General features: G+C 73.0%; 25 protein-coding genes. 18 read left to right on the top strand and 7 right to left on the bottom strand.

Going from position 1 to position 26,690, the window contains the following annotated elements; translation table 11 throughout:
• Positions 1 to 5 precede the first annotated feature (5 nt).
• A complete protein-coding gene (locus tag ACFVTC_RS07610; RefSeq protein WP_390124982.1) occupies positions 6 to 263 on the bottom strand; it encodes a hypothetical protein in 258 nt (85 codons plus the stop codon).
• Positions 263 to 667, bottom strand: a complete 405-nt coding sequence (locus ACFVTC_RS07615) for a hypothetical protein (protein ID WP_390124985.1) — start codon at positions 665 to 667, stop codon at positions 263 to 265. Before ACFVTC_RS07615 ends, ACFVTC_RS07610 begins: the two co-directional genes overlap by 1 nt.
• Positions 668 to 812: 145 nt before the next feature.
• On the opposite strand from ACFVTC_RS07615, the gene ACFVTC_RS07620 reads away from it, so the two are divergent.
• Together ACFVTC_RS07620 and hemW are read left to right on the top strand one after the other, a co-directional pair.
• A complete protein-coding gene (locus tag ACFVTC_RS07620; protein ID WP_390124987.1) occupies positions 813 to 2,927 on the top strand; it encodes a SpoIIE family protein phosphatase in 2,115 nt (704 codons plus the stop codon).
• A 105-nt stretch (positions 2,928 to 3,032) separates the two neighbouring features.
• Positions 3,033 to 4,265 carry a radical SAM family heme chaperone HemW gene (gene hemW / locus ACFVTC_RS07625; protein WP_390124990.1) on the top strand — a complete coding sequence of 411 codons (1,233 nt, stop codon included), beginning with the start codon at positions 3,033 to 3,035 and terminating at the stop codon, positions 4,263 to 4,265.
• Positions 4,266 to 4,991: 726 nt separating this feature from the next.
• On the opposite strand, the gene ACFVTC_RS07630 is transcribed toward hemW, so the two are convergent.
• Both ACFVTC_RS07630 and ACFVTC_RS07635 read right to left on the bottom strand, forming a co-directional pair.
• The gene (locus ACFVTC_RS07630) at positions 4,992 to 5,795 is read right to left on the bottom strand and encodes a DUF3097 domain-containing protein (RefSeq protein ID WP_390124993.1); all 804 of its coding nucleotides are present in this window, start codon (positions 5,793 to 5,795) and stop codon (positions 4,992 to 4,994) included.
• A gap of 45 nt (positions 5,796 to 5,840) precedes the next feature.
• On the bottom strand, positions 5,841 to 6,578 hold the full coding sequence (locus ACFVTC_RS07635; RefSeq protein ID WP_390124996.1) for an MBL fold metallo-hydrolase: 738 nt from the start codon (positions 6,576 to 6,578) through the stop codon (positions 5,841 to 5,843).
• Between the two features lie 192 nt (positions 6,579 to 6,770).
• Between ACFVTC_RS07635 and hrcA the strand changes: the two genes are divergently transcribed.
• From hrcA to ACFVTC_RS07680, 9 genes are all read left to right on the top strand, one after another.
• Complete coding sequence (gene hrcA / locus ACFVTC_RS07640; RefSeq protein ID WP_168528048.1) at positions 6,771 to 7,787, top strand: heat-inducible transcriptional repressor HrcA; 1,017 nt, start codon at positions 6,771 to 6,773, stop codon at positions 7,785 to 7,787.
• Positions 7,788 to 8,924: a molecular chaperone DnaJ gene (gene dnaJ, locus ACFVTC_RS07645; protein WP_390124999.1), complete on the top strand. Its 1,137-nt coding sequence runs from the start codon at positions 7,788 to 7,790 to the stop codon at positions 8,922 to 8,924. It begins immediately after the preceding gene.
• 124 nt (positions 8,925 to 9,048) lie between these two features.
• Complete coding sequence (locus ACFVTC_RS07650) at positions 9,049 to 10,137, top strand: nitronate monooxygenase (RefSeq protein WP_390125002.1); 1,089 nt, start codon at positions 9,049 to 9,051, stop codon at positions 10,135 to 10,137.
• Positions 10,134 to 10,883: a 16S rRNA (uracil(1498)-N(3))-methyltransferase gene (locus ACFVTC_RS07655; RefSeq protein WP_390125004.1), complete on the top strand. Its 750-nt coding sequence runs from the start codon at positions 10,134 to 10,136 to the stop codon at positions 10,881 to 10,883. The genes ACFVTC_RS07650 and ACFVTC_RS07655 overlap by 4 nt, the downstream gene beginning before the upstream one ends.
• A 22-nt stretch (positions 10,884 to 10,905) precedes the next feature.
• A complete protein-coding gene (locus tag ACFVTC_RS07660) occupies positions 10,906 to 11,298 on the top strand; it encodes a VOC family protein (RefSeq protein WP_390125005.1) in 393 nt (130 codons plus the stop codon).
• An 86-nt stretch (positions 11,299 to 11,384) separates the two neighbouring features.
• On the top strand, positions 11,385 to 14,615 hold the full coding sequence (locus tag ACFVTC_RS07665; protein WP_390125008.1) for a S41 family peptidase: 3,231 nt from the start codon (positions 11,385 to 11,387) through the stop codon (positions 14,613 to 14,615).
• Between the two features lie 129 nt (positions 14,616 to 14,744).
• Complete coding sequence (locus ACFVTC_RS07670) at positions 14,745 to 15,098, top strand: histidine triad nucleotide-binding protein (RefSeq protein ID WP_356808373.1); 354 nt, start codon at positions 14,745 to 14,747, stop codon at positions 15,096 to 15,098.
• 6 nt (positions 15,099 to 15,104) lie between these two features.
• Positions 15,105 to 16,010, top strand: a complete 906-nt coding sequence (locus ACFVTC_RS07675; RefSeq protein ID WP_390125013.1) for a ribonuclease Z — start codon at positions 15,105 to 15,107, stop codon at positions 16,008 to 16,010.
• 20 nt (positions 16,011 to 16,030) lie between these two features.
• A complete protein-coding gene (locus ACFVTC_RS07680) occupies positions 16,031 to 17,023 on the top strand; it encodes an adenosine deaminase (protein WP_390125015.1) in 993 nt (330 codons plus the stop codon).
• Between the two features lie 375 nt (positions 17,024 to 17,398).
• On the opposite strand, the gene ACFVTC_RS07685 is transcribed toward ACFVTC_RS07680, so the two are convergent.
• Positions 17,399 to 18,631 carry an MFS transporter gene (locus tag ACFVTC_RS07685; protein ID WP_390125486.1) on the bottom strand — a complete coding sequence of 411 codons (1,233 nt, stop codon included), beginning with the start codon at positions 18,629 to 18,631 and terminating at the stop codon, positions 17,399 to 17,401.
• A 319-nt stretch (positions 18,632 to 18,950) separates the two neighbouring features.
• Here ACFVTC_RS07685 and ACFVTC_RS07690 point away from each other — a divergent pair, with 319 nt between their 5' ends.
• The 6 genes from ACFVTC_RS07690 to ACFVTC_RS07715 all read left to right on the top strand — a co-directional run bounded on the left by ACFVTC_RS07690 (position 18,951) and on the right by ACFVTC_RS07715 (position 23,890).
• Positions 18,951 to 20,060, top strand: coding sequence for a carbohydrate kinase family protein (locus tag ACFVTC_RS07690; protein ID WP_390125017.1), 1,110 nt, complete (start codon positions 18,951 to 18,953; stop codon positions 20,058 to 20,060).
• A 152-nt stretch (positions 20,061 to 20,212) separates the two neighbouring features.
• A complete protein-coding gene (locus tag ACFVTC_RS07695) occupies positions 20,213 to 21,280 on the top strand; it encodes a PhoH family protein (protein WP_153290687.1) in 1,068 nt (355 codons plus the stop codon).
• Positions 21,281 to 21,292: 12 nt separating this feature from the next.
• A complete protein-coding gene (ybeY, locus tag ACFVTC_RS07700; RefSeq protein ID WP_168528039.1) occupies positions 21,293 to 21,790 on the top strand; it encodes an rRNA maturation RNase YbeY in 498 nt (165 codons plus the stop codon).
• Positions 21,787 to 23,091 carry a hemolysin family protein gene (locus tag ACFVTC_RS07705; RefSeq protein WP_390125021.1) on the top strand — a complete coding sequence of 435 codons (1,305 nt, stop codon included), beginning with the start codon at positions 21,787 to 21,789 and terminating at the stop codon, positions 23,089 to 23,091. Before ybeY ends, ACFVTC_RS07705 begins: the two co-directional genes overlap by 4 nt.
• Positions 23,088 to 23,447 (top strand): MmcQ/YjbR family DNA-binding protein, encoded by a 360-nt coding sequence (locus tag ACFVTC_RS07710; protein WP_390125023.1) that lies wholly within the window; start codon positions 23,088 to 23,090, stop codon positions 23,445 to 23,447. Before ACFVTC_RS07705 ends, ACFVTC_RS07710 begins: the two co-directional genes overlap by 4 nt.
• 89 nt (positions 23,448 to 23,536) lie before the next feature.
• Positions 23,537 to 23,890 (top strand): cytidine deaminase, encoded by a 354-nt coding sequence (locus ACFVTC_RS07715; RefSeq protein ID WP_390125025.1) that lies wholly within the window; start codon positions 23,537 to 23,539, stop codon positions 23,888 to 23,890.
• 218 nt (positions 23,891 to 24,108) lie between these two features.
• On the opposite strand, the gene era is transcribed toward ACFVTC_RS07715, so the two are convergent.
• Positions 24,109 to 25,068: a GTPase Era gene (gene era, locus ACFVTC_RS07720; RefSeq protein ID WP_390125027.1), complete on the bottom strand. Its 960-nt coding sequence runs from the start codon at positions 25,066 to 25,068 to the stop codon at positions 24,109 to 24,111.
• A 259-nt stretch (positions 25,069 to 25,327) separates the two neighbouring features.
• Between era and ACFVTC_RS07725 the strand changes: the two genes are divergently transcribed.
• On the top strand, positions 25,328 to 25,666 hold the full coding sequence (locus ACFVTC_RS07725) for a P-II family nitrogen regulator (protein ID WP_148013890.1): 339 nt from the start codon (positions 25,328 to 25,330) through the stop codon (positions 25,664 to 25,666).
• On the opposite strand, the gene ACFVTC_RS07730 is transcribed toward ACFVTC_RS07725, so the two are convergent.
• Positions 25,560 to 26,681, bottom strand: coding sequence for a WxL protein peptidoglycan domain-containing protein (locus ACFVTC_RS07730; protein WP_390125029.1), 1,122 nt, complete (start codon positions 26,679 to 26,681; stop codon positions 25,560 to 25,562). The genes ACFVTC_RS07725 and ACFVTC_RS07730 overlap by 107 nt on opposite strands.
• Positions 26,682 to 26,690 lie beyond the last annotated feature (9 nt).

The raw sequence follows: 26,690 nt of genomic DNA on the forward strand, positions 1-26,690 counted from the left end.
GCTCCTCACTCGGTCGTCGGCGGGACCGCGGCCTCCCCGGTCGTACTCGGTCCCGGAACAACGGATTCGGGTGCGCTGTCGTCCCGCGCTTCGAGGCCCGCGCCCTCCGTGTCGAGGGGGGCGCGGCCGGCGGTCGGCCGCCGACCGACGTCCGCCGGCTCGGGTACGCGGTCGTCGGCGCCGCGGGCGATGGACTTCCCGCGGTCTCCCGGCACCGCCCGCGCGGTGAGCGCGAAGACGTCGCGTATGTCGTCGTCCGCCATCAGCAACTGGCCTGCGGCGCCCGCACATCGGGCCGGCCGCCGGGACGGTCCTCGGTGCCGGCCTCGCGGGAGCCCCGGGTCACCTCGCCTGTGAGGAGCGGCAGTTGACAGGCCGTCCTGTTCACGACGCGGCCCAACCCGCGCATGTCGCTGCTGAATTGACGATTCCCGTGACGTGGGCCGATCCGCTGGACGAGGTCGCCGCCGGTGATCCGGTCGAACTCGGTGCGCGGCTCCGCGACCGGGCCGCCGTGCCCCGTCCCCGGCACCTCGCTGAAGTCGCCGTCGTGTGCGGCGGTCGTCGCGGCGAGCGGCGGACGCGGATCGGGCGCCCCGGTCCGGCCGTCTTCGAATGCCCGATTCTGTCCGTCTTCGAGCACACACGTAGCACTGTTCCCACTCATGGCGGCCCACTTCGGTAACTCGGCGCTTATGGGCGGGGCCAGTCTGTCACTCTGTCCGTGTCGCCTGAGGCGTAATCGTCCGAACTGCTCAGGGAGCTGCACAGTGGGGGCCATTCCGACGCAACGGGAGTCCCGGCGGGACTCCATGGCGCATGCCCCTGACGCGCCCGCGCACCACCGCGCCGACCTGGAGACGGTGGTGCGCGCGGCGCTGCCGGGCACCCCGCTGGCGCCCGGCGCCGCCCGTCGGCTGGTGCGTGAGGCGCTCGCCGACTGGGCCGCACTCGCGCTGCCCGGCTCCGAGACGGTCGGCGAGCGCCTCCGCGACGACGCCGTCGTGATCGTCAGCGAACTCGTCACCAACGCGGTCGTGCACGCGGGCACGGACGTCGAGCTGGTGTGCCGGCTCGAGATAGGGGACGACGGCGGGACGGGTGTGCTGGACGCGGTGATCGTCGAGGTCTCCGACCACCACCCCTCGCGCGCGGTGCGCGAGGACGCGGCCGAACGCCCTTACGGCACACCCGAGTACGGGCGCGGGCTACGGCTCGTCTCCACGCTCTCCGAGGCATGGGGCATCACCTATCGCACCGGCGTCAAGACCGTGTGGGCGCGGTTGCCCGTGGACGGGGCGGCGGAATTCGGCGCGGGGTTCGGACTGGAGGGCGAGGCGCGGGGCGCGGCGGGCGACACCGGCCCGGCCGCGGCAGGGGCAGGGGAACCGGGCGCCGACCGGGGGCCGGGTGTCGTCGCGGGGACGGGCGTCGCGGGGGCGGGCGGCGGCGCGCAGACCGGGGCGCACGCCGGGGAGCGTGGGATCGGGGCGTCCGACGGCGGGACGGCCATGGCGGAACCGAGGCGTGATCCGTCCCGTGACCACGACTGGCTCAACCGCGGTGCCCTGTCCTTCCTGGCCGAGGCATCCGACCTGCTCGCCGGCCAGCTCGACGAGGATCTGGTCGCCGCGCTCGCCGGACAGCTCCTGGTGCCCCGGCTCGCCGACTGGTGCGCGGTCTGGCTGGAGGACGAGGCCACCGACCGGGCGGGCGGCCTCGGGCTGGCGCTCGGGCCGCGGCTCGCCCGGGTCTGGCACGGCAGTGAGAACCGCATCGAGGAACTGCGCCGGGCGCTGGAGAAGGACCCGCCGCGGCTGCCCGACTCGGTGCGCTCCCGTGCCGTGCCCGTGCCCTGGCCGGGGGAGACGCTGGGGGCGGGCGACATGCCGGCCGACGCGGGCGTGCTGGGCGGACAGGGAGGAGCGGGTGGGCCGGGAGGAGCGGGTGGGCCGGGAGGAGCGAGCGGGGCTGCGCTGGCCTACCGGCTGATCGCCGGCGGGCGGCCGCTCGGGACCCTCGTCATCGGGCGGGCCGGACTGACCTGCTTCCCAGACGAGATCACCGGACTCGTCGAGGACCTCAGCCGCCGGATCGCCCTCGCCATCGGCGCGGCCCGCCAGTACGCGCGGCAGGCCACCATCAGCCGGGTCCTCCAGCGAGGTCTGCTGCCCGGAGCGGTCGCCGAGATCCCCGGCGTGCGCAGCGCCCTCGTCTACGAGCCGCTCGACAAGGGCGGCCCCAGCGGGGACTTCTACGACCTGTTCCCGGCCGGTGACGGGCGCTGGTGCTTCGTCCTGGGTGACGTGCAGGGGAAGGGGCCCGAGGCCGCCGTCGTGATCGGCCTCGCCCGGCCGTGGGTGCGGCTGCTGGCCCGGGAGGGTTACCAGGTCGCCGACGTCCTCGACCGTCTCAACCAGCTCCTGCTGGACGACGCGACGGAGGCGGCCGACGCGGCGGCCCGCGCGCTGGTGGCCGCGGGCGGGTCCTCCCTCGGCCCCGACGAGGGCCCGCAGACCCGCTTCCTCTCCATGCTGTACGGCGAGCTCGTGCCCTTCGACGGGGGCGTGCGCTGCACCCTCGCCTCGGCCGGACACCCGCTGCCGTTGATCCTGGGGCCCGACGGTGACGTACGGGAGGTGGCCGAGCCGCAGACGCTGCTCGGCGTCTTCGAGGACGCGACCTACGTCTCCGAGACCCTGGACCTGTGCCCCGGCGACACCGTGCTGTGCGTGACCGACGGGGTGACGGAGCGGCGCAGCGGGCCGCGCCAGTTCGACGACGACGAGGGGCTCGCGCGGGCCCTCGCGGGTTGTACGGGGCTGGGCGCCGAGCTGGTCGCGGAGCGGATCCGGCGACTGGTGCACGAGTTCGGCAGCGGGCCCGCGGAGGACGACCTGGCCCTCCTGGTGCTCCAGGCCGAGTAGACAGGGCCTGGTGTCCCGAGGCCCGGATCCCCTTCCCACCCCGGTGTGCGGAGCGCGGGCTGCCGTGGAAAGGGGCACGCGGCCGAGTACGGGACAATGGAAGGCATGCCTTCCGCACTCCCCGACGGTGAGCCCGTCCCCGACGACGGGGCGCTGCCCGCGCACGCCCTGGCCGGGGCCGCCGACCGCCCTCTCGGGTTCTATCTCCACGTGCCGTACTGCGCGACCCGCTGCGGGTACTGCGACTTCAACACCTACACGGCGACCGAGCTGCGGGGCTCCGGAGGTGTGCTCGCCTCCCGCGACAACTACGCGGACACCCTGATCGACGAGGTCCGGCTCGCCCGCAAGGTGCTCGGCGACGACCCGCGCCCCGTCCGTACGGTCTTTGTCGGGGGCGGCACGCCGACGCTGCTGGCCGCCGACGACCTCGTACGGATGCTGGGCGCGGTCCGCGAGGAGTTCGGGCTCGCGGACGACGCCGAGATCACCACGGAGGCGAACCCGGAGTCCGTGGACCCGGAGTACCTCGCGACCCTGCGGGCCGGGGGCTTCAACCGGATCTCCTTCGGCATGCAGAGCGCCCGGCAGCACGTCCTGAAGGTGCTCGACCGCACGCACACCCCCGGGCGCCCCGAGGCATGTGTCGCCGAGGCCCGCGCGGCGGGTTTCGAGCATGTGAACCTCGACCTGATCTACGGCACGCCCGGCGAGTCCGACGACGACTGGCGGGCCTCGCTGGACGCCGCGCTCGGCGCCGGGCCCGACCATGTCTCCGCGTACGCCCTGATCGTCGAGGAGGGCACCCAGCTGGCCCGGCGCATCCGCCGCGGCGAGGTCCCGATGACGGACGACGACGTCCACGCGGACCGCTACCTCATCGCGGACGAGGTGATGGCGGCGGCGGGCTTCGCCTGGTACGAGGTGTCCAACTGGGCCACCTCCGAGGCCGGCCGGTGCCTGCACAACGAGCTGTACTGGCGCGGCGCGGACTGGTGGGGGGCCGGGCCGGGGGCCCACAGCCACGTCGGCGGCGTGCGCTGGTGGAACGTGAAGCACCCCGGGGCGTACGCGGCGGCGCTGGCGTCCGGGAGGTCCCCCGGGGCGGGGCGCGAACTGCTCTCCGGCGAGGACCGCCGTGTCGAGCGGATCCTCCTCGAACTGCGGCTCCGCGAGGGCTGCCCGCTCTCCCTGCTCAGGCCGGAGGGGCTCTCGGCCTCCCGTCGCGCGCTCTCCGACGGACTCCTCGAGAACGGTCCCTACGACGAGGGCCGCGCCGTCCTCACGCTGCGCGGACGCCTGCTCGCGGACGCGGTGGTCAGGGATCTGGTGGACTGAACTCCTGTTCGCCCACAGTCCGCGTTCACGATCCCTGGTGAGTGGCCGGCCGAGGACGCGACCGTTCTTCGGTACGGGCTGCGGAGGCCGCTGCTCGGCCTGCCGATCGTGGTGGTGTTCCTCGCGGGCGGCTGTACGGGTCTCTGGTTCGCCTTCCGGGACGACGGGATCGGTGCCGGCTGGACATCTCTCGCGATGCTCATGGCGATGGGCGTGGGCGGCCTGATCCTGTGCGTCTCCCGCCGGCGGGCTCGCCGGTGGGTCACCGCCTTCGACTCGAGCGGCTTCTGGTGGATGCGGGGCGAAGAGACCGCCCTGATCCGCCGGGACTCGCCGGCCGGGGCCGGTGTGCACTGCGCGCGGACCTCCACCGCGTCGTTTTCACGGTCGAGCCGTGCCCGCACGGCGAGGCGGACCGTGACGACCCGCTGCCGTGGGGCTGGGTGCGCGAAACCGAGCCGCCGCGGCCGGGGCTGCCCCGGCCGCGTGAGGGAGTCTCCATCCGGCCCGCCGGGGGCCGGCACGCGGTCGCGTCCCACGCCCCCCGCCGTCCCGGGGACGCCCGCCGTCCTGAGAGGGTGCCCGCCGTCCCGAGGGTGTCCTCCGTCCCGGGGACGCTCGCCGTCCCGAGGGTGTCCTCCGTCCCGAGGACGCACGCCGTCCCGAGTGAGGACGCCCGCCGACCCGAGGGCGCCCGGCCTCCCCACGACCTCGGCGGCCCCAGTGTCACTCCGGCGCCGTGACGAAGTCGATCAGCTCCTCCACCCGGCCCAGGAGTTCCGGCTCCAGGTCCTTGTAGGAGCGCACCCGGGACAGGATGTGCTGCCAGGCCGCACCGGTGTTCTCCGGCCAGCCCAGGGCCCGGCACACGCCCGTCTTCCAGTCCTGCCCGCGCGGGACCCGGGGCCAGGCGGGAATGCCCACGGAGGACGGCTTCACGGCCTCCCAGACGTCGATGTACGGGTGGCCGAGGACGAGGGCGTGGTCACTCGTGACCGCCGCCGCGATACGCGACTCCTTCGTGCCCGGGACCAGATGGTCGACGAGCACACCCAGCCGGGCGTCCGGCCCCGGGGCGAACTCCTCCACGACGGCGGGGAGATCGTCGACGCCCTCCAGGTACTCGACCACGACACCCTCGATGCGGAGGTCGTCACCCCAGACGCCTTCGACCAGCTCGGCGTCGTGGCGGCCCTCCACGTAGATGCGGCCGGCCCGCGCCACCCGGGCCCGTGCGCCCGGCACGGCGACCGAACCGGATGCCGTGCGGCCGGACCGCACCGGCCCCGCGGCCGGCCGGACCAGCGTGACCACCCTGCCCTCCAGCAGGAAACCGCGCGGCTCCATCGGGAACACCCGGTGCTTGCCGAAGCGGTCCTCCAGCGTCACCGTGCCCGCCTCGCAGCCGATCACCGCCCCGCAGAACCCCGTACCGGGTTCCTCGACCACCAGGCCCGGGTCCGCGGGGACCTCGGGCACCGGCTCGGGCTTCTTCCACGGCGGGGTGAGATCCGGAGAGTACTGGCGCATTCGGATGACGATAGGAGAACCGGCGGGGCGATGGCGGGGAGATCCCTACGACACGCCGAAACGTGTCGCCAGCGCGTCCCGCTGGGCCCGGACGAACGCCGCGTTCACCACGGCCCCGTGGCCGGGCACGTACACGGCCTCGTCGCCGCCCAGGGCGAGCAGCCGGTCCAGCGCGGCCGGCCAGCGGGAGGGGACGGCATCGGGACCGGCCTGGGGCTCACCCGACTCCTCCACCAGGTCCCCGCAGAAGACGACCTCCGGGGAGCCGGGCGCCCCGGTCACCAGGACCACCAGATCGTGCGCCGTGTGGCCGGGACCCACGTCCGCCAGCAGGGCCCGCACACCGCCGCCCAGGTCGAGCGTCCGCTCGCCCGACACGGAGTGCAGCGGGGGCACCAGGGCGCCCGCGGCCTCGGCGGCGTCACGCGGGTCCAGGCCGTGGCGTACGGCGTCCACGCGCAGTTCCTCGCCCTCGTGCGCGAGGACCGCGCCGAGGCCGGCCGCCCCGAACACCCGCGCGCCCGTGAACGCCGCCGCGCCGAAGACATGGTCGAAGTGCGGGTGGGTCAGTGCGAGGTGCGTCACGTCCCGGTCCGGGCCGAGGAGCCGTCGCGCCTCGGCGCGCAACCGTGCGCCCTCCCCGAGGCTCGCTCCCGCGTCGACCATGAGCGCCGAGCCCCCGCCCACCACCAGCCCGGCCGTGCAGTCCCAGCCCGCGAGCCGCCGCCGCCCCACGTGCGGGGCGAGCTCCTCCCACCCCGGCTCTTCCCAAGTCACCTTCATGCGGTGACGCTAGCCGGAGGGCGGACGCCGGTGAGACATCGCGGGACACGTCGGCATACGTGCACAAGATCGCGGGCCCGCCCTTGCCGGGGCCGTACCCACCGGCCGTACACTGAGCCGGGGAATGCTGGCACTCGCACGCGCTGAGTGCCAAGCGAGGCGACGAGGGACCGACATCTGGAGGTGTGCGCGATGCTGAGTGAACGCAGGCTCGAAGTGCTGCGCGCCATCGTCCAGGACTACGTCGGCACCGAGGAGCCGGTCGGTTCCAAGGCGCTGACGGAGCGGCACCGGCTGGGAGTCTCCCCGGCCACGGTCCGCAACGACATGGCCGCCCTGGAGGACGAGGGGTACATCGCCCAGCCTCACACCAGTGCCGGGCGCATCCCCACCGACAAGGGCTACCGGCTCTTCGTCGACAAGCTCGCCGGCGTCAAACCGATGACCGGGCCCGAGCGGCGCGCCATCCAGAACTTCCTGGGCGGCGCGGTCGACCTCGACGACGTCGTCGGGCGGACCGTGCGGCTGCTCGCGCAGCTGACGCGGCAGGTCGCCGTCGTGCAGTACCCGTCGCTGACCAGATCGACCGTGCGCCACGTGGAGCTGCTGTCCCTGGCGCCCGCCCGGCTGATGCTCGTCCTGATCACGGACACGGGGCGGGTCGAGCAGCGCATGATCGACTGTCCGGCGCCGTTCGGGGAGACGTCCGTGGCGGATCTGCGGGCCCGGCTCAACAGCCGGGTCGCGGGCCGCCGCTTCGCGGACGTCCCGCCGCTCGTCCAGGACCTGCCGGACGCCTTCGAGGCGGACGACCGGGGTACCGTCGCGACGGTGCTCTCCACCCTTCTGGAGACGCTCGTCGAGGAGACCGAGGAACGTCTGATGATCGGCGGCACCGCGAACCTGACCCGCTTCGGGCATGATTTTCCCCTCACGATCAGACCGGTGCTCGAAGCGCTGGAGGAACAGGTCGTGCTCCTCAAGTTGCTTGGGGAGGCGGGGGATTCGGGCATGACCGTACGGATCGGTCACGAGAACGCGTACGAGGGACTCAACTCCACGTCCGTGGTCTCCGTCGGCTACGGTTCGGGCGACGAGGCAGTAGCCAAACTCGGCGTGGTCGGACCGACCCGCATGGATTACCCGGGAACGATGGGAGCGGTACGAGCGGTGGCACGGTACGTCGGACAGATCCTGGCGGAGTCTTAAGTGGCCACGGACTACTACGCCGTGCTCGGCGTGCGCCGCGACGCGTCCCAGGACGAGATCAAGAAGGCTTTCCGGCGGCTCGCACGCGAGCTGCACCCGGACGTCAATCCCGATCCGAAGACGCAGGAGCGGTTCAAGGAGATCAACGCCGCGTACGAGGTGTTGTCGGACCCGCAGAAGAAGCAGGTCTACGACCTCGGCGGCGACCCGTTGTCCCAGGCGGGCGGCGCGGGCGCCGGTGGCTTCGGCGCCGGTGGCTTCGGCAACTTCTCGGACATCATGGACGCCTTCTTCGGCACGGCGTCGCAGCGGGGCCCCCGGTCGCGCACGCGGCGCGGCCAGGACGCCATGATCCGGCTCGAGATCGAGCTGGACGAGGCCGCCTTCGGCACGACGAAGGACATCCAGGTCGACACGGCCGTCGTGTGCGCCACCTGCAGCGGTGAAGGCGCCGCGCCGGGTACCTCCGCCCAGACCTGCGACATGTGCCGCGGACGCGGTGAGGTGTCCCAGGTCACGCGGTCGTTCCTGGGCCAGGTCATGACGTCCCGTCCGTGCCCGCAGTGCCAGGGGTTCGGCACCGTCGTGCCGACCCCGTGCCCGGAGTGCGCGGGTGACGGGCGGGTCCGGTCCCGGCGCACGCTCACGGTCAAGATCCCGGCGGGCGTCGACAACGGCACCCGGATCCAGCTCGCGGGCGAGGGCGAGGTCGGGCCCGGTGGCGGTCCCGCCGGCGACCTCTACGTCGAGATCCACGAACTGCCGCACTCGACCTTCCAGCGTCGCGGTGACGACCTGCACTGCACGGTCACCATCCCGATGACCGCGGCGTCGCTCGGCACCAAGGTGCCCCTCGAGACCCTCGACGGCCTCGAGGACGTCGACATCCGGCCCGGCACGCAGTCCGGGCAGTCGATCCCGCTGCACGGGCGCGGCGTCACGCATCTGCGCGGCGGCGGCCGGGGCGACCTCATCGTGCATGTCGAGGTCACCACGCCGACCAAGCTCGACGCCGAGCAGGAGCGCGTGCTCCGGGAGCTGGCGCAGCTGCGCGGCGAGGAGCGTCCGACCGGGCAGTTCCAGCCGGGCCAGCAGGGCCTTTTCTCCCGCCTGAAGGACGCGTTCAACGGCCGCTGACCCGGACGGCGACGGGCAGGGGCGGCGGGGACGGAAAAGGGCCGTGGACCGTCCGCCCCGGCGGCCCACGGCGGGCGGAAGGCCGGATTTCGGACTTGTTCGGAGGACGTGACAACATGCCGTCATGTCCTCCGCACTGACCGATCTCTTCCCTCACCCGATCGTGCAGGCCCCCATGGCGGGCGGCGTCTCCGTCCCGCACCTCGCGGCCGCCGTGTCCGAGGCCGGCGGGCTCGGGTTCCTCGCCGCCGGGTACAAGACCGCCGACGGCATGTACCAGGAGATCAAGCAGGTGCGCGGGCTGACGAGCCGGCCCTTCGGGGTCAACCTCTTCATGCCGCAGGCCGAGTACGCGGACCCGGCCACCGTCGAGGTGTACGCCCACCAGCTGGCCGGTGAGGCATCCTGGTACGAGACGGAGCTCGGCGATCCGGACAGCGGCCGCGACGACGGCTACGACGCCAAGCTCGCGGTCCTCCTCGACAACCCGGTGCCGGTGGTCTCCTTCCACTTCGGCTGTCCCACCCGTGACGTCCTGGACTCCTTCGCGCGGGTCGGCACCCTCACCATGATCACCGCGACCACGGCCGAGGAGGCCCTCGCGGTGGAGCGGGCGGGGGCCGCCGCGGTCGTCGTGCAGGGCGTGGAGGCCGGTGGTCACCAGGGCACCCACCGCGACAACCCGGAGACGGACGGCACGGGGATCGGGCTGCTCTCCCTGATCGCCCAGGTCCGCGAGACCGTGCGGATCCCGGTCGTCGCCGCAGGCGGCATCATGCGCGGCAGCCAGATCGCCGCGGCGCTCGCCGCGGGCGCGGACGCGGCGCAGCTCGGTACCGCGTTCCTCGCCACCCCGGAGTCCGGCGCGCACGCCGTGCACAAGCAGTCCCTGACCAACCCCCTGTTCGTCCGCACGGAGCTGACGCGCGCGTTCTCCGGCCGCCCCGCGCGCGGCCTGGTCAACCGCTTCATGCGGGAGCACGGGCCGTACGCGCCCGCCGCGTACCCCGACGTCCACCACCTCACCTCCCCGCTGCGCAAGGCGGCGGCCAGGGCGGGCGACGCGCAGGGCATGGCCCTGTGGGCGGGGCAGGGGCACCGGATGGCCCGTGAACTGTCCGCGGGACAGCTGGTGGAGGTGTTGCTCGCCGAGCTGGACGCGGCCAGGACAGCGTTGTCCCTGCCCGGCGGTGCGGGCGGTACGGAGCGATGACGGCACCGGTGTTCGTGGTCGACCACTTCGACGCGGACAGCGCGGGACGTTATGTCCTCGACGGTCCCGAGGGCCGGCACGCCGTCTCCGTGAAGCGGCTGCGGTCCGGCGAGGAGGTCGTCCTCACCGATGGTGCCGGGCGCTGGGCGCAGGGCACCGTCGTCGACGCCGAGGGCAAGGACCGGCTGACCGTCCGCATCGACTCCGTCGCCGAGGAACCTCCCCAGTCCCCTTGGATCACCGTCGTCCAGGCCCTGCCCAAGGGCGACCGGGGAGAGCTGGCCGTCGAGACCATGACCGAGACCGGGGTGGACGCGATCGTCCCCTGGGCCGCCTCGCGCTGCATCACCCAGTGGAGGGGCGACCGGGGTCTGAAGGCGCTCGCCAAGTGGCGGGCGACGGCGCGCGAGGCCGGCAAGCAGTCCCGCCGGGTGCGCTTCCCCGAGGTCGCGGACGCGGCGACGACCAAGCAGGTTGCCGCGCTTCTGGCCGGAGCGGACTTCGCGGCGGTGCTGCACGAGGACCGGGAGTACGGCAGTGAGCCGCTCGCCACGGCCGAACTGCCCTCGTCCGGAAGGATCGTTCTGGTCGTGGGACCCGAAGGGGGCGTCTCCCCCGAGGAGTTGGACCTTTTCGCGCAGGCGGGTGCGAAGGCGTACCGGCTGGGGCGTAGCGTGCTGCGTACGTCGACCGCAGGGACCGCGGCGACCGCGCTGCTGCTGGGGCGCACCGGCCGCTGGTCCTGAACGACCACCCACGGGGGATGTGTTGGAACTCGCCCAGGTACGGCTGCTCGTCGCCGACTTCCCGGCCTGTTACCGCTTCTACGCCGAAGTCCTCGGCCTCAAGCCCCAGTCGGGGGCGGCCCGGGGACCGTACGAGAAGTTCAGCGCCGCCACCGGCTCCGCGGGCATCGCCCTCCAGGACCGCGCCATGATGGCCCGGATCCTGGGTGAACTGGGCGATTCGGCGACGGGACACCGCTCCCTGGTCGTCCTGCGCGTCGACGACCTCGACGCCTACTGCGCCGGTGTCGTCGCGCGCGGCGGCGTCATCGCCCACGGCCCCGTTCCGATGACAGACCGCATGCGCGTGGCCCATCTCAAGGACCCGGAGGGCAACCTCGTGGAGCTCCAGGAGTGGCTGCTCCTGCGCAACTGAGGCGCACCCCCGCACCCGCCCCCACCCGCCGGGGCAAGTGATCCAAACCCCTTTCCGGGTGAGCTGTCGCTGCATAGGGTGATCGGGTGACTCAGTCTGCATCGTCCGTATCGTCCGGCTACCTCCGTTTCCCGCATCTGCGTGGCGATCTGGTCGCGTTCACCGCCGAGGACGACGTCTGGGTCGCTCCCCTCGACGGCGGCGGCCGTGCCTGGCGGGTCAGCGCCGACAACGTCCCGGTGAACCACCCACGCATCTCGCCCGACGGTGAGAGCGTCGCCTGGACCTCCACCCGGGACGGCGCGCCCGAGGTGCACGTGGCCCCGCTGGCCGGCGGAGCGGCCGGACGGCTCACGTACTGGGGCGATCCGCGGACCCAGGTGCGCGGCTGGACCCCGGAAGGCCATGTGCTCGCCCTCAGTGCCCAGGGCCAGGCGAGCCTGCGGCGCAGCTGGGCGCGGGCCGTCCCGCTCGACGGCGGTCCCGCCACCACCCTTCCGTACGGGCCGGTCGGCGACGTCGCGTACGGCGGGCCGGGCGTGCTGCTCCTGTCCGCCCCGATGGGACGCGAGGCCGCCTGGTGGAAGCGGTACCGCGGCGGCACGGCGGGCAAGCTGTGGATCGACCGCGAGGGCGACGGCGAGTTCGTACGCCTGCACGCGGAGCTGGACGGGAACCTCGAATACCCCGTGTGGGCAGGGGAGCGGCTCGCGTTCCTGTCCGACCACGAAGGGGTGGGGGCCCTCTACTCGTCCCTCGCCGACGGCTCCGACCTGCGCCGCCACACGCCCCTCGAAGGTTTTTACGCCCGGCACGCGGCGACCGACGGCACCCGGGTCGTCTACGCGTCCGCCGGTGAACTGTGGCTGCTCGACGACCTGGACGGCGCCGAGCCGCGAAGGCTCGACATCCGGCTCGGCGGACAGCGCGTCGACCAGCAGCCGCACCCCGTCAGCGCGTCCCACTGGTTCTCGGCCGCCGCGCCCGACCACACCGGACGCGGCAGCGCGGTCTCCGTGCGCGGCTCCGTCCACTGGATCACCCACCGCTCGGGTCCTGCCCGCGCGCTCGCCACCCGGCCCGGCGTGCGCGCCCGGCTGCCGCGCACCTTCCGGGTGGACGGCGAGGAGCACGTCGTGTGGGTGACCGACGCGGCGGGCGACGACGCGCTGGAGTTCGCGCCGGCGACCGGGACCGTCCCCGGAGCGACCCCGCGCCGGCTCGCCGCCGGGCAGCTCGGCCGCGTCCTCGGGCTCGCGATGGCACCCGACGGCAGCCGCGCCGCCGTCGCCTCGCACGACGGACGGGTGCTGCTCGTCGAGCGGGAGACCGGCGAGGTGCGCGAGGTCGACCGCAGCACCGACGGGGACGTCAGCGGGCTGGTCTTCTCGCCGGACTCGGCCTGGCTCGGCTGGTCGCACCCCGGCCCGCGGCCGCTGCGCCAGCTGAAACTGGCGAACACCGCGGACCTGTCGGTCACCGAGGCGACGCCGCTGCGCTTCCGTGACTACGCGCCCGCGTTCACCCTCGACGGCAAGCACCTCGCCTTCCTCTCCGCGCGCTCCTTCGACCCGGTCTACGACGAACACGTCTTCGACCTGGCGTTCGTGGAGGGATCCCGCCCTTACCTGATCACGCTGGCCGCGACCACCCCGTCCCCCTTCGGACCGCAGCGGCACGGCCGTGCCTTCGAGGCCCCCGAGGGCCGCGGGGCCGAGACGCCCGACAGCGAGGGCACCCCCGCGACCCGGATCGACCTCGAAGGACTCGGCGACCGGATCGTCCCGTTCCCCGTCGAGGCGGCCCGCTATTCGACGCTGCGGGCCGCCAAGGACGGCCTGCTGTGGCTGCGCCATCCGGTCCGCGGTGTGCTCGGCGCCTCCCGCGCCACCCCGGACGACCCGGACCCGAAGACCGAGCTGGAGCGGTACGACCTGGCCCAGCACCGCATCGAGCATCTCGCCGCGGACGCCGACCACTTCGCCGTCACCGGCGACGGCAAGCGGGTCCTGCTGTGGACCGACGGCAAGCTCAAGCTCGTCCCCAGCGACCGGCGCGCCTCGAACGACGACGGGAGCGACACCAACATCACCGTCGACCTCTCGCGGATCCGTCAGACGGTCGACCCGGCCGCCGAGTGGCGCCAGATGTACGACGAGACGGGCCGACTCATGCGGGACAACTTCTGGCGGCCCGATCTGGGCGGGGCCGATTGGGCGGACGTACTCGGCCGCTACCGCCCGCTGCTCGACCGGATCGCCACCCACGACGACCTGGTGGACCTGCTCTGGGAGGTGCAGGGCGAGCTGGGCACCTCGCACGCGTATGTGATCCCGCGCGGCGGCCGGAGCGGCGGCGACCGGGCGCAGGGACTGCTCGGGGCGGACATCTCCCGCCACGAGGACGGCAGTTGGCGTATCGACCGGATCCTCCCCTCGGAGACCTCCGACCCCGACGCGCGGGCACCGCTCGCCGCGCCGGGGGTCGCGGTGCGGGCCGGGGACGCGATCGTCCAGGTCGGCGGGCAGCCGGTGGACCCGGTGGCCGGTCCCGGGCCGCTGCTGGTGGGCACGGCGGGCAAGCCGGTCGAGCTGACGGTCTCCCCGTCCGGCGGCGGCGACCCCCGGCACGCCGTGGTCGTCCCGCTCGCCGACGAGGAGGCGCTGCGCTACCACGCGTGGGTGGCGGACCGGCGGGCGTACGTCCACGAGCGCTCCGGGGGCCGGCTGGGGTATCTGCACGTGCCGGACATGGTCGGTTCCGGGTGGGCGCAGCTCCATCGCGACCTGCGGATCGAGGTGGCCCGGGAGGGGCTGGTCGTGGACGTGCGGGAGAACCGCGGCGGCCACACCTCCCAGCTGGTCGTCGAGAAGCTCGCCCGGCGGATCGTGGGCTGGGACCTGCCGCGCGGGATGCGGCCGTACAGCTATCCGGAGGACGCGCCGCGCGGCCCCGTCGTCGCCGTGGCCAACGAGTTCTCCGGCTCGGACGGGGACATCGTCAACGCGGCGGTCAAGGCGCTCGGGATCGGTCCGGTGGTGGGCACGCGTACCTGGGGCGGCGTGATCGGCATCGACAGCCGCTACCGGCTCGTCGACGGCACCCTCGTCACCCAGCCCAAGTACGCGTTCTGGCTGGAGGGGTACGGGTGGGGCGTGGAGAACTACGGCGTCGACCCGGACATCGAGGTGGTCCAGACTCCGCAGGACCACGCCGCCGGCCGCGACGTCCAGCTGGACGAGGCGATCCGGATCGCGCTGGCGGCCCTGGAGGAGAACCCGGCGAAGACCCCGCCGTCCCTGCCGGAGCTGGGCTGACGGAGGTGCCGATAGCATGCACGGCGTAATGATCGGCGCCGTGCTCGGCGCGGTGGTCGGCGCCGTGCGGGACGCGGGGACCGACGCCGTCCGGGACACAGGGGCCGGCCGGCACGAGGAGGGACACGCATGGCGGGAGAACCGCAGGACGACTGTCTGTTCTGCAAGATCATCGCGGGACAGATCCCGGCGACCGTCGTCCGGGAGAGCGAGACGACCCTCGCCTTCCGCGACATAAACCCGCAGGCGCCCACCCACATCCTGGTCATCCCCAAGGTGCACCACCCGGACGCGGCGTCGCTGGCGGCCGCCGAGCCCCGGATCGCGGCGGACGTGCTGCGCGAGGCCGGTGAGATCGCGGGCGAGGAGAAGCTGGACAGCTACCGGATCGTGTTCAACACCGGCAGCGGTGCGGGACAGACCGTCTTCCACGCCCACGCGCACCTGCTCGGTGGCCGCGGCATGCAGTGGCCACCGGGGTGACCGGCCTTGTCCGTACGTGAACTGGTGGTCCTCGGCACCGCCAGCCAGGTCCCGACCCGGCACCGCAACCACAACGGCTATCTGCTGCGCTGGGACGGGGAGGGGCTGCTCTTCGACCCGGGCGAGGGCACCCAGCGGCAGATGCTGCGGGCCGGGGTCGCCGCGCACGACCTGCACCGGATCTGCGTCACGCACTTCCACGGCGACCACTCGCTCGGGCTCGCCGGGGTGATCCAGCGCGTCAACCTCGACCGCGTACCGCACGAGGTCACCGCGCACTACCCCCGCTCGGGTCAGCGTTTCTTCGACCGGCTGCGGTACGCCACCGCCTACCGCGAGACCGTCGCGCTCACCGAGGCGCCGGTCGACACGGACGGCGTGCTCGCGGCCACGGCCTCCTACACCCTGGAGGCCCGCAGACTCTCCCACCCCGTGGAGTCCTTCGGATACCGGCTGGTCGAGCCGGACGGACGGCGGATACTGCCCGAACGGCTCGCCGCGCACGGCATCAAGGGGCCGGACGTCGGACGGATCCAGCGTGAGGGAGCCCTGGGCGGAGTCCGTCTGGACGACGTCAGTGAGGTGCGGCGCGGACAGCGGTTCGCGTTCGTCATGGACACCCGGCTGTGCGAGGGGGTGGACGCCCTCGCCGAGGGCTGCGACCTGCTCGTCATCGAGTCGACGTTCCTGGACGAGGACGAGCAGCTCGCCTCCGACCACGGGCATCTGACCGCCGGTCAGGCGGCCCGGACGGCACGCGACGCGGGCGTACGGCATCTGGTGCTCACGCACTTCAGTCAGCGCTACTCCGATCCCGGGGAGTTCGAGCGGCAGGCACGGGCCGCCGGGTTCGAGGGGGAGCTGACGGTGGCGCACGACCTCATGCGGGTGCCGGTTCCGAAGCGCTCATAAAACGCCCGTACCATGCTTTGATGCCCCTCCCCAAAGCAGAACTGCACCTCCATGTCGAAGGCACCCTGGAGCCCGAGCTCGCCTTCGAGCTCGCCGCGCGCAACGGCGTGACGCTGCCGTACGCGGACACCGAGGAGCTGCGCAAGGCGTACCTCTTCGACGATCTCCAGTCGTTCCTGGACCTGTACTACGAGCTGATGGCCGTCCTGCGGACCGAGGAGGACTTCGCCGACCTGGCCGACGCCTATCTCGCGCGGGCCGCCGCGCAGGGTGTGCGGCACGCGGAGATCTTCTTCGACCCGCAGGCCCACCTGGCGCGCGGGGTCGGGATGGGGACGGTCGTCGAGGGGCTGTCCCGCGCGCTCTCCCGAAGCGAGGACACGCACGGCGTCTCCACCCAGCTGATCATGTGCTTCCTGCGCGACGAGTCCGCCGAGTCGGCGATGGCGACGCTGGAGGCCGCGCGGCCCCACCTCGACCGGATCGTCGGCATCGGCCTCGACTCGGCGGAGGTCGGACACCCGCCGGCCAAGTTCCGCGAGGTGTACGAGGCGGCCGCCGCCCTCGGGCTGCGACGCGTCGCCCACGCCGGCGAGGAGGGGCCGCCCGCGTACATCACCGAGGCGCTGGACGTCCTCGGCGTCGAGCGCGTCGACCACGGGCTGCGCTGCATGGAGGACCCCGAGCTGGTCGAGCGGCTGGTCCGGGACAGGGTGCCGCTGACGCTCTGCCCGCTGTCGAACGTACGGCTGCGCGCCGTGGACGTCCTGGAGGACCACCCCCTGCCCGCCATGCTGGACGCCGGGCTCCTGTGCACCGTCAACTCCGACGACCCCGCCTACTTCGGGGGGTACGTCGGTGACACCTTCCACGCGGTGCGCGAGGCGCTCGGGCTGGACCGCGAACGGATGCGGGAACTGGCGCGCAACTCGTTCGTGGCGTCCTTCCTCGACCACGACGAGGAGCGGCGGGCGCGCTACCTCGCCGAGGTCGAGGCGTACGAGTTCGAGTAGGGCCGGCTCGGAGCGGCTCGGCTCGGAACGGGCCGGCTGGAGCGGCCCGCCTGGAGCGGCCCGCCTGGAGCGGCCCGCCTGGGACGGTGCCGCTCGGGGCGGGGGCCGCTTCGGGCGGGTGCGCCGGGAGGGGAGTCGTTGGGGGCGTGCCTGCCGGCAGCCGCCTGCCGGCAGTGGGCCCGCACACCCCCGGCGGGTGCACCGGGAGGGGAGTCGTTGGGGGCGTGCCCTGTCGGCAGCCGCCTGCCGGCAGTGGGCCCGCACACCCCCGGCGGGTGCGCCGGGAGGGGAGTCGTTGGGGGCGTGCCCTGTCGGCAGCTGCCCGCCGGCAGTGGGCCCGCAGACATAAACCCGCCACCCCGTCCGGTCCGGGGGTCAGCCCGGTCCGGGCCCCGGTGCCGCCGACGCGGCGGCGGTCTGCCGGGGGCCCGCCGTGCCGTACGCCGCCCGCCGGGCCGTGGCGGTTTCCAGCGGGATCTCCACCACCGCGTGCTCCTGCGGGGTGCCACGCCGGGTGCGCAGGGCCACCGCCGTCATCGGGACGGTGAGCAGGAGCAGGCCGAACGCCAGGATCACCCCCATCCCCGGGTAACCCGCCCACGCGGAGAGAAGACTGCCCGTGAGCGGCCCGCAGGCCGTGCCGAGCGAGGAGGCGGAGCCCACCAGGACCGCCCATCGCCCGCGCTGGTCCAGGGACGCGGCGAGCCCGATCACGTAGGACAGGACGACCGGGTACAGCGTGTTCCAGGCGATCTCGCCGGTCGCGAAGGACGACAGGTCGTCGGCGGCCGCGCTGAGCGCGATACAGCCCGCGATCAGCGCGGTGCCCGCGCCGATGGGCAGCGCGCGGCCGAGGCGCGGGCCGAGCGCACCCGCCCCGATCACCCCCAGCAGCCCGGCGCCGAGCGCGGCGGCGAAGACCGCTCCGACGGTGACCTCGCTCAGCCCCGCCTGGTTCAGGCCGATGCGGCCGCTGACGCCCCACAGGGAGTTCTGGGCGAGGGACCAGCAGAGCATGGCGACGGCCAGTACGGCCCCGGCGCGCAGGTGCGGAAGCGGGGTGCCGGCGCGCAGGGTCCGCGCGGCGGGTACGCGGGTGGGCAGCCGCCGGGTGGCGGGCAGGACGAGCAGCGCGGTGACGGCGATCGCGGCGAGCGGCTGGCCGTGCCCCGGGCCCAGGTGCGGGATCGCCAGGTACAGCGTGCCCGCGAGGGCGGAGACGCCGAGCAGACCGAACGTCGTGGTGCGGTGGGGGTCGCGCTGGGCGGCGATCCCGGTGGCGGCGACGGTGGTGATCGTGCCGGAGCCGAGACCGCCGACGATCGCGCCGGCGACGACCAGCGCGAGGGTGGTGGTCACAGCGGCGGTGCCGTAGCCGACGGCGGCGAGCAGCAGCCCGGCGCGGGCCAGCCGGCGCGGGCCGAAGCGGTCGACGCGGGAGGCGAGCAGGAAGCCCGCCGTCGCCGAACTCAGCAGCAGGACGCTGCCTGCGCAACCGGCCTCGGTGGCGGAGAGGGGGAGACCCGCGTTCAGTCTGCCGACGGTGGTCGGCAGGAGGTACGGGGCGAGGTACCCGGCCGTGAAAAGGGCGACGAGGGGCCAGGGCATGGTGGTGCGGGAGGACACGGGCGTTCCCAGGGCATGCGAAAGAAGCGGCTCGGTGAGGGGGTTGAGCGGCTGTCGACGGACAGGAACGCGCGGGCAATTTGTATCAAGCCGGTCCGGGCGGGAAACAGGTGGGGCGCCGTGATCTGGATCACGTTCTGTTTGGTGCGGTGAAGGCGGGGTAAACGCAGGGTTTTCCGTCCTCCGGCCCTGTCCGCTCGGAGGACTCGATGCGCGACGAACGCCTCCGCGAGGTCCGCTCCGTCCCGCGGGCCAATTGGTGCACACTGGCCTGAATCCGCACCACCTCAGGGAGCGCACCGTGATCGCGTCCGACGGAGAGCGACCGTACTGCCAGGCCCACGTCGACCCGCTCGCCGGTCTGCGCACCCCCCAGGATCCGCCCTGGGACGTCTACCTCACCGGCACCGTCTTCCTCGACATCGTCTTCACGGGGCTCGACTCGGCCCCGGTGCGCGGGACGGAGTCCTGGGCGCGCGGCATGGGGTCGAGCCCCGGCGGGGTGGCGAACATGGCGACGGCGCTGGCCCGGCTCGGCCTGAAAACCTCCCTCGCGGCGGCCTTCGGGGACGACCACTACGGCGAATACTGCTGGGACGCCCTGGAGCAGGGCGAGGGCATCGACCTCTCCCCGTCGCGCACGGTCTCCGGCTGGCACTCGCCGGTCACCGTGTCCATGGCCTACGAGGGCGAGCGGACGATGGTCAGCCACGGGCACGAGCCGCCGCCGGTGGAGACCGCCCCGGAACACGCCCCCCGCGCGCGGGCCGCAGTCGCCTCCCTGGCGCCCGGCACGCGCGCGCAGTGGATCGCCGAGTCCGCGCGCGCGGGCACCCGGATCTTCGCGGACGTCGGCTGGGACGACACCGGCCGCTGGGACCTCGCTGGCCTCGCGGACCTCGAACACTGCGAGGCGTTCCTGCCGAACGCCGAGGAGGCGATGCGCTACACCGGCGCGCGCTGCCCGCGGGCCGCCGCGCACGCGCTGGCCGAGCACGTACCGCTGGCCGTCGTCACCCTCGGTTCCGAGGGCGCCTACGCCGTGGACGGCCGCACCGGCGAGACCGCCGCGGTCCCGGCCATCGACGTCGAGGCCCTCGACCCCACCGGTGCCGGGGACGTCTTCGTCGCCGGCTTCGTGATGGGCACCCTCGCGGACTGGCCGCTCGCCGACCGCCTCGCCTTCGCCGGCCTCACCGCCGCCCTGTCGGTCCAGGAGTTCGGCGGCTCCCTCTCGGCCCCCGGCTGGTCCGAGATCGCGGCCTGGTGGCGCCGCGTCCAGTCCGTCGACGACCAGGATCCGGCGGCACTGCGCCGGTACGCCTTCCTGGAGGACCTGCTGCCGGAGGTGACACGGCCGTGGCCGCTGCGGCGGGCGGTGCCGACGATCGGGTTCGGGCGGTCGGTGTGAACCGTGCCCGGGGGAAAGGACGAGACCGCGGGGAGAGGTGACGAAAAGCCCTACGGCTCTGTCAGTGCGGAGACGTACGCTTGGAACCGCAAGGCTGCCCCCGTGGCAAGCGTGCCGATCAAGGAGGAAAAGCAGGCCTACAGAGCCGGCCCATGACTCAGACACCCACAGCTCACGGCCCCGCCCAGGGGCAGGCACGCGCGCACTTCACCGTCCCGGCCAAGCACCCCATGGTGACTGTTCTGGGTTCCGGAGACGCTCTGCTGCGCGTGATCGAGAAGGCCTTCCCGGCGGCCGACATCCACGTCCGGGGAAACGAGATCAGTGCGGTCGGCGACGCCGGTGAAGTCGCCCTCGTCCAGCGCCTGTTCGACGAGATGATGCTGGTGCTCCGCACGGGGCAGCCCATGACGGAGGACGCAGTGGAACGCTCGATCGCCATGCTCAGGGCGAGCGAGAACGGGGAGGGCGACGGCGAGGAGACCCCCGCCGAAGTGCTCACGCAGAACATCCTGTCCTCGCGCGGCCGCACCATCCGACCCAAGACGCTCAACCAGAAGCGGTACGTCGACGCCATCGACAAGCACACCATCGTCTTCGGCATCGGCCCCGCCGGCACCGGCAAGACCTACCTCGCGATGGCGAAGGCCGTGCAGGCGCTCCAGTCCAAGCAGGTCAACCGCATCATCCTGACCCGCCCGGCGGTGGAGGCGGGCGAGCGCCTCGGCTTCCTGCCCGGCACGCTCTACGAGAAGATCGACCCCTACCTGCGCCCGCTGTACGACGCGCTGCACGACATGCTCGACCCGGACTCGATCCCCCGGCTGATGGCGGCCGGGACGATCGAGGTCGCGCCCCTGGCGTACATGCGCGGGCGTACGCTCAATGACGCCTTCATCATCCTGGACGAGGCCCAGAACACCAGCGCCGAGCAGATGAAGATGTTCCTCACCCGCCTCGGCTTCGAATCGAAGATCGTGATCACGGGTGACGTGACGCAGGTCGACCTGCCGAACGGGACACAGTCGGGCCTGCGTCAGGTCCAGGACATCCTGGAGGGCCTCGACGACGTGCACTTCTCACGGCTCACGTCCCACGATGTCGTACGGCACAAGCTGGTCGGCCGTATCGTCGACGCGTACGAGAAGTACGACAGCGAGAACGGCACCGAGAACGGCTCCCGCAAGGGCCGCGGCAACGCCGGACACAAGGGGAAGTAGACCAGCACCAGCATGTCGATCGACGTCAACAACGAGTCCGGAACCGAGGTCGACGAGCAGGCGATCCTCGACATCGCCCGCTACGCGCTCGCACGGATGCGCATCCACCCGCTCTCCGAACTCTCGGTGATCGTCGTGGACGCCGACGCCATGGAGCAGCTCCACATCCAGTGGATGGACCTGCCGGGTCCCACGGACGTCATGTCCTTCCCCATGGACGAACTGCGCCCGCCGTCCAAGGACGACGACGAGCCGCCGCAGGGGCTGCTCGGTGACATCGTGCTGTGCCCGGAGGTCGCCGAGCAGCAGGGCAAGGACGCGCCGACGCAGCACTCCATGGACGAGGAGCTCCAGCTCCTCACCGTCCACGGAGTGCTGCACCTGCTCGGCTACGACCACGAGGAGCCCGACGAGAAGGCCGAGATGTTCGGCCTCCAGGCGGCCATCGTGGACGGCTGGCGCGCGGAGAAGGGCATGACGGGCCCCTCACCGGCCCCGACCGTGTCATGAGTCCTCAACTCGTACTCGGCGCCGTCCTGCTGGTCGTCGTCGCGTGGCTCGCCGCCTGCGCGGAGGCGGGCCTCGCGCGCGTCTCCAGCTTCCGCGCCGAGGAGGCCGTACGCGGCGGGCGGCGCGGCAGCGCCAACCTCGCGCAGGTCGCCGCCGACCCGACCCGTTATCTCAACGTGGCGCTGCTCGTCCGCGTGGCCTGCGAGATGGCGGCCGCCGCGCTCGTCACGTACGCCTGCCTGCAGGAGTTCGACAAGACCTGGCAGGCCCTCGGGGTCGCCATCGGCGTCATGGTCCTCGTCTCGTACGTCGCCGTCGGCGTCTCACCGCGCACCATCGGCCGCCAGCACCCGCTGAACACGGCGACCGCGGCCTCGTACGTCCTGCTGCCGCTCGCGCGGATCATGGGCCCGATCCCGTCGCTGCTCATCCTCATCGGCAACGCGCTGACACCCGGCAAGGGCTTCCGGCGCGGCCCCTTCGCCTCCGAGGCCGAACTGCGCGCGCTCGTCGACCTCGCCGAGAAGGAGTCGCTGATCGAGGACGAGGAGCGCCGCATGGTGCACTCCGTCTTCGAACTCGGCGACACCCTCGTACGCGAGGTCATGGTGCCGCGCACCGACCTGGTCGTCATCGAGCGCTACAAGACCATCCGGCAGGCGCTCACCCTGGCGCTGCGCTCCGGCTTCTCGCGCATTCCCGTCACCGGGGAGAGCGAGGACGACATCGTCGGCGTCGTGTACCTGAAGGACCTGGCCCGCAAGACGCACATCAGCCGCGACGCCGAGTCCGAGCTCGTGTCAACGGCCATGCGGCCCGCCACCTTCGTGCCCGACACCAAGAACGCGGGCGATCTGCTGCGCGAGATGCAGCAGGAGCGCAACCACGTCGCCGTCGTCATCGACGAGTACGGCGGCACGGCCGGCATCGTCACCATCGAGGACATCCTGGAGGAGATCGTCGGCGAGATCACCGACGAGTACGACCGTGAACTGCCGCCGGTCCAGGAGCTCGGCGACGACCGCTACCGGGTGACCGCGCGTCTCGACATCGGCGACCTCGGCGAGCTGTACGGCTTCGAGGCGTACGACGACGAGGACGTGGAGACGGTCGGCGGACTGCTCGCCAAGGCGCTCGGCCGGGTCCCGATCGCCGGTGCCTCCTCCGTCGTCGAGCTGCCCGACGGGCGGGAGCTGCGGCTGACCGCGGAGACCGCGGCCGGACGCCGGAACAAGATCGTCACGGTGCTCGTCGAACCGGCCGCCACCGCCGGGCCCCGCGAGGAGGAGAAGCCGGAATGACCCCGCAGCAGCTGCGCGCGTTCTGCCTCTCCTTCAACGCGGCCGTCGAGGAGTTCCCCTTCAACCCGGAGACCTCGGTCTTCAAGGTCCTGGGCAAGCTCTTCGCGCTCTCGAGCCTGGACGCGCGCCCGCTGACGGTCAACCTCAAGTGCGCCCCGGAGGACGCGATCCGGCTGCGCGGCGAGCACCCGGGACTGATCATCCCCGGCTACCACATGAACAAGCGCCACTGGAACACCGTGACGGCCGACGGCGAGCTCCCGGACCGTGTGGTCCGGGAGCTGGTCGAGGACTCGTACGACCTCGTCGTCGCCGGTCTGCCGAAGGCCGAGCGCCTCCGGCTCGACCGCCCCTGAGGAGGGACGGCGGGGGTCGGCGCCACCCGGTGGCGGGACAGGCGTGGACCGCCGAGCGGGGCCGGGGCGGCACTTCGTATGCTCGGGGCATGACCGACAGCAGCGCGCTCGACCCCGAGGACCGCAAGATCGTCACCCTGGCCCGCTCCGCGCGGGCGCGCAGCGGGGTGCCCGAGGGGGCGGCCGTCCGGGACGAGACGGGCCGTACCTATGTCGCCGGCACCGTGGACCTGCCCTCGCTGCGGCTGAGCGCCCTGCGGACGGCGGTGGCGATGGCGGTGGCCTCCGGGGCGACGTCCCTGGAGGCGGCGGCGGTGGTCTCCGGGGCGGAGGCCGTTCCTGAGGAGGACCGGGCGGCCGTACGTGACCTCGGCGGGGCGGACACGCCGGTGTTGCTGGCGGGGCCGGACGGGGCGGTACGTGCGACGGTGACCGCGGGCTGACTCCGTCGGTCGCCCGGCGTCCTCATGGGGTTGCGCCCCGGCCCCGGTGGGTTTTCGGGTGGTGGGCGCGTGGGGGCTGGTCGCGCCGTTCCCCCGCGCGCCTTCAGGAGTCTGCGGCCGTCCGGCGTTGAAGGCGGGGCCCCTCGAGGCCGGACCGGGCGCGAGATTTCGCGCCCCCCCGCAGGAGGAAGAGGGGGGCGCGGCGGCTCCGGGGCGGGTCAGAAGCCCAGTTTGCGGAGCTGGCGGGGGTCTCGCTGCCAGTCCTTGGCGACCTTCACATGGAGGTCGAGGAAGACCGGGGTGCCCAACAGCGCCTCGATCTGCTTACGGGACTTGATCCCGACCTCCTTCAGGCGCTTGCCCTTGGGGCCGATGATGATGCCCTTCTGGCTGGGACGCTCGATGTAGACGAAGGCGTGGATGTCGAGGAGCGGTCTGTCGGCGGGCCGGTCCTCGCGCGGGAGCATCTCCTCCACGACGACGGCGATGGAGTGCGGCAGTTCGTCGCGTACGCCTTCCAGCGCCGCCTCACGGATCAGCTCCGCGACCATGACCTGCTCGGGCTCGTCGGTCAGGTCGCCCTCGGGGTACAGGGCGGGCCCCTCGGGGAGGAGCGGGACGATCAGGTCGGCCAGCAGACTCACCTGCTGGTCGGCGACGGCCGACACCGGCACGATCTCCGCCCACTCGAATCCCAGCTCCTGACCGAGCTGGTCGATCGCGATGAGCTGCTCGGCGAGCGTCTTGCTGTCCACGAGGTCGGTCTTCGTGACGATCGCGATCTTCGGCGTCTTCTTGATCGACGCCAGCTCCTTCGCGATGAAACGATCCCCCGGGCCGAGCTTCTCGTTCGCGGGCAGGCAGAAACCGATGACGTCCACTTCGGCCCACGTCGTGCGCACGACGTCGTTGAGACGCTCGCCCAGCAGGGTGCGCGGCTTGTGCAGACCGGGGGTGTCGACCAGGATCAGCTGGGCCTCGGGGCGGTGCACGATGCCTCGTACCGTGTGCCGCGTGGTCTGCGGCTGGTTCGCGGTGATCGCCACCTTCTGGCCGACCAGAGCATTCGTGAGGGTGGACTTGCCCGCGTTGGGGCGGCCCACGAAACAGGCGAAACCGGCGCGATGGGTGGCCTCGGACGGCTCGGATGACTGACTACGAACGCTCATGGCGCCCATTCTCCCTGATCCACGGGCACCTGCCGCACGCCGTGCGCCCCCAGCGCCCGCGGCGAGGTTCCGCAAGCCCCCACACACCACGGACCGCCCCTCCCGCACGCTTCGGCGAGGGCGTCGGCCGCCGGGCGGACGAGGTCCGCGAACACACCGGCCGCCGCCCCACGGCACACGCCGGAACCGCTTACGATCACGGGGTCCCGGGCCACCGGGCCCCGGTCCCGTCGTCCCTCCCCACCGTGCAGAAGGCCAGGACCCAGGCATGAAGCTCATCACCGCGATCGTCAAGCCGTACCGCCTCGACGAGGTCAAGACCGCTCTGCAGGAACTCGGCGTCCACGGTCTCACCGTGACGGAGGCCAGCGGGTACGGGCGCCAGCACGGGCACACGGAGGTGTACCGCGGCGCCGAGTACCAGGTCGACCTGGTCCCCAAGGTCCGTATCGAGGTCGTCGTCGAGGACGCGGACGCCGGCCCGGCCGTCGACGCGATCGTCAAGGCCGCGCGGACGGGGAAGATCGGCGACGGGAAGGTGTGGACGGTTCCGGTGGAGACGGTGGTGCGGGTTCGGACGGACGAGCGCGGCCCCGACGCCCTCTGAGCGGCCACGGCCGGCCACGGCGCCGCGCCGCTCCGGGCGCCCACGGCCACCCCCGCCCGCCGCGCGCCCTGACCACCACGACCGCGCCGCCGACCGCCGCCGCCAGTACCAGGGCCAGTACCAGCCACGGCAGGGCGAGGAAGGACGTGCTCGCCGACTGCCGGGTGCCCTGCGCGCTCGCGGTCAGGGTCACGTCGCCCCAGTCGAGCTGAGGCGCCCCGCGCCACGGCTCGCTCAGCCGTACCCGCTGTCCGGGCAGCAGTTCGGCGGGGATCCTGGTCAGGCCCCGGGACAACAGCGTCCGCCCGAAGAGCCCCTCGGCCTTCAGCCGCACCCTCGGGTCCAGCGTCACGTTGCCCGTGTTGTGGAGGGTGTAGGAGATGGTGGCGGTGCTGGGGCCCGTCCCGGGGACCAGCGGCTGGTGGTGGCTGATACGGACCTTCTCGACGGCGAGGGCGGGGACCGTCGGTCCGCCGACCCGGAGGTAGATCCGGGCGCCGACCGCCCGCTGGACCCCCATCGCGACCCCTCCGGAGCCCGGATCGATCCGCTCGTCGAGCGCGACCAGCGCGCCGGCGTGGTCGCCGGGTTCGGCCCGTTCGGGGATCCGGAGCGTGAACGGGACGGTGACCGAGCCGTGCGCGGGAACCGTCACCCGGGAGCGGGCCGGCCGCGCCCAGGCGCCCACCTCCCGCTGTCGCTCCTTCGCCGTGCGCACCGCGAAGCCCCCGTCGCGCACGGTGTTGTACGCGTCGGCGGCGTAGAGCCGGAAGGACAGAGGGGCACCGGTCTTGTTGGTGACGGTGACCTTGTCCCTGACCGTGGTGCCGGGATCGGCGGAGAGGATGAAGTACGGCCGTGCGGAGAGCTGGGTGGCGAACGGGTAGACGGACCAGCTGCCGTTGTCGGCGGCGTACGCGCGGGACGCGGCCGGCGCGAGCAGGACGAGCGGGGCGAGCAGGAGGGACAGGAAGTACGGGAGGACGGACGGCGGGAGGGCGTACGGCTTGCGCATGGGTGCGGA

Origin of the sequence: Streptomyces sp. NPDC057950 (assembly GCF_042887295.1) — a bacterium.
GTDB lineage: Bacteria > Actinomycetota > Actinomycetes > Streptomycetales > Streptomycetaceae > Streptomyces > Streptomyces kaempferi.

Excerpts from the sequence above, each read along its gene's own strand:
- ACFVTC_RS07610 (WP_390124982.1), bottom strand. The coding sequence starts at position 263 with ATGGCGGACGACGACATACGCGACGTCTTCGCGCTCACCGCGCGGGCG.
- ACFVTC_RS07615 (WP_390124985.1), bottom strand. The coding sequence starts at position 667 with ATGAGTGGGAACAGTGCTACGTGTGTGCTCGAAGACGGACAGAATCGG.
- ACFVTC_RS07620 (WP_390124987.1), top strand. The coding sequence starts at position 813 with ATGGCGCATGCCCCTGACGCGCCCGCGCACCACCGCGCCGACCTGGAG.
- hemW (WP_390124990.1), top strand. The coding sequence starts at position 3,033 with ATGCCTTCCGCACTCCCCGACGGTGAGCCCGTCCCCGACGACGGGGCG.
- ACFVTC_RS07630 (WP_390124993.1), bottom strand. The coding sequence starts at position 5,795 with ATGCGCCAGTACTCTCCGGATCTCACCCCGCCGTGGAAGAAGCCCGAG.
- ACFVTC_RS07635 (WP_390124996.1), bottom strand. The coding sequence starts at position 6,578 with ATGAAGGTGACTTGGGAAGAGCCGGGGTGGGAGGAGCTCGCCCCGCAC.
- hrcA (WP_168528048.1), top strand. The coding sequence starts at position 6,771 with ATGCTGAGTGAACGCAGGCTCGAAGTGCTGCGCGCCATCGTCCAGGAC.
- ACFVTC_RS07650 (WP_390125002.1), top strand. The coding sequence starts at position 9,049 with ATGTCCTCCGCACTGACCGATCTCTTCCCTCACCCGATCGTGCAGGCC.
- ACFVTC_RS07655 (WP_390125004.1), top strand. The coding sequence starts at position 10,134 with ATGACGGCACCGGTGTTCGTGGTCGACCACTTCGACGCGGACAGCGCG.
- ACFVTC_RS07670 (WP_356808373.1), top strand. The coding sequence starts at position 14,745 with ATGGCGGGAGAACCGCAGGACGACTGTCTGTTCTGCAAGATCATCGCG.
- ACFVTC_RS07680 (WP_390125015.1), top strand. The coding sequence starts at position 16,031 with ATGCCCCTCCCCAAAGCAGAACTGCACCTCCATGTCGAAGGCACCCTG.
- ACFVTC_RS07685 (WP_390125486.1), bottom strand. The coding sequence starts at position 18,631 with ATGCCCTGGCCCCTCGTCGCCCTTTTCACGGCCGGGTACCTCGCCCCG.
- ACFVTC_RS07695 (WP_153290687.1), top strand. The coding sequence starts at position 20,213 with ATGACTCAGACACCCACAGCTCACGGCCCCGCCCAGGGGCAGGCACGC.
- ybeY (WP_168528039.1), top strand. The coding sequence starts at position 21,293 with ATGTCGATCGACGTCAACAACGAGTCCGGAACCGAGGTCGACGAGCAG.
- ACFVTC_RS07705 (WP_390125021.1), top strand. The coding sequence starts at position 21,787 with ATGAGTCCTCAACTCGTACTCGGCGCCGTCCTGCTGGTCGTCGTCGCG.
- ACFVTC_RS07710 (WP_390125023.1), top strand. The coding sequence starts at position 23,088 with ATGACCCCGCAGCAGCTGCGCGCGTTCTGCCTCTCCTTCAACGCGGCC.
- ACFVTC_RS07715 (WP_390125025.1), top strand. The coding sequence starts at position 23,537 with ATGACCGACAGCAGCGCGCTCGACCCCGAGGACCGCAAGATCGTCACC.
- era (WP_390125027.1), bottom strand. The coding sequence starts at position 25,068 with ATGGGCGCCATGAGCGTTCGTAGTCAGTCATCCGAGCCGTCCGAGGCC.
- ACFVTC_RS07725 (WP_148013890.1), top strand. The coding sequence starts at position 25,328 with ATGAAGCTCATCACCGCGATCGTCAAGCCGTACCGCCTCGACGAGGTC.
- ACFVTC_RS07730 (WP_390125029.1), bottom strand. The coding sequence starts at position 26,681 with ATGCGCAAGCCGTACGCCCTCCCGCCGTCCGTCCTCCCGTACTTCCTG.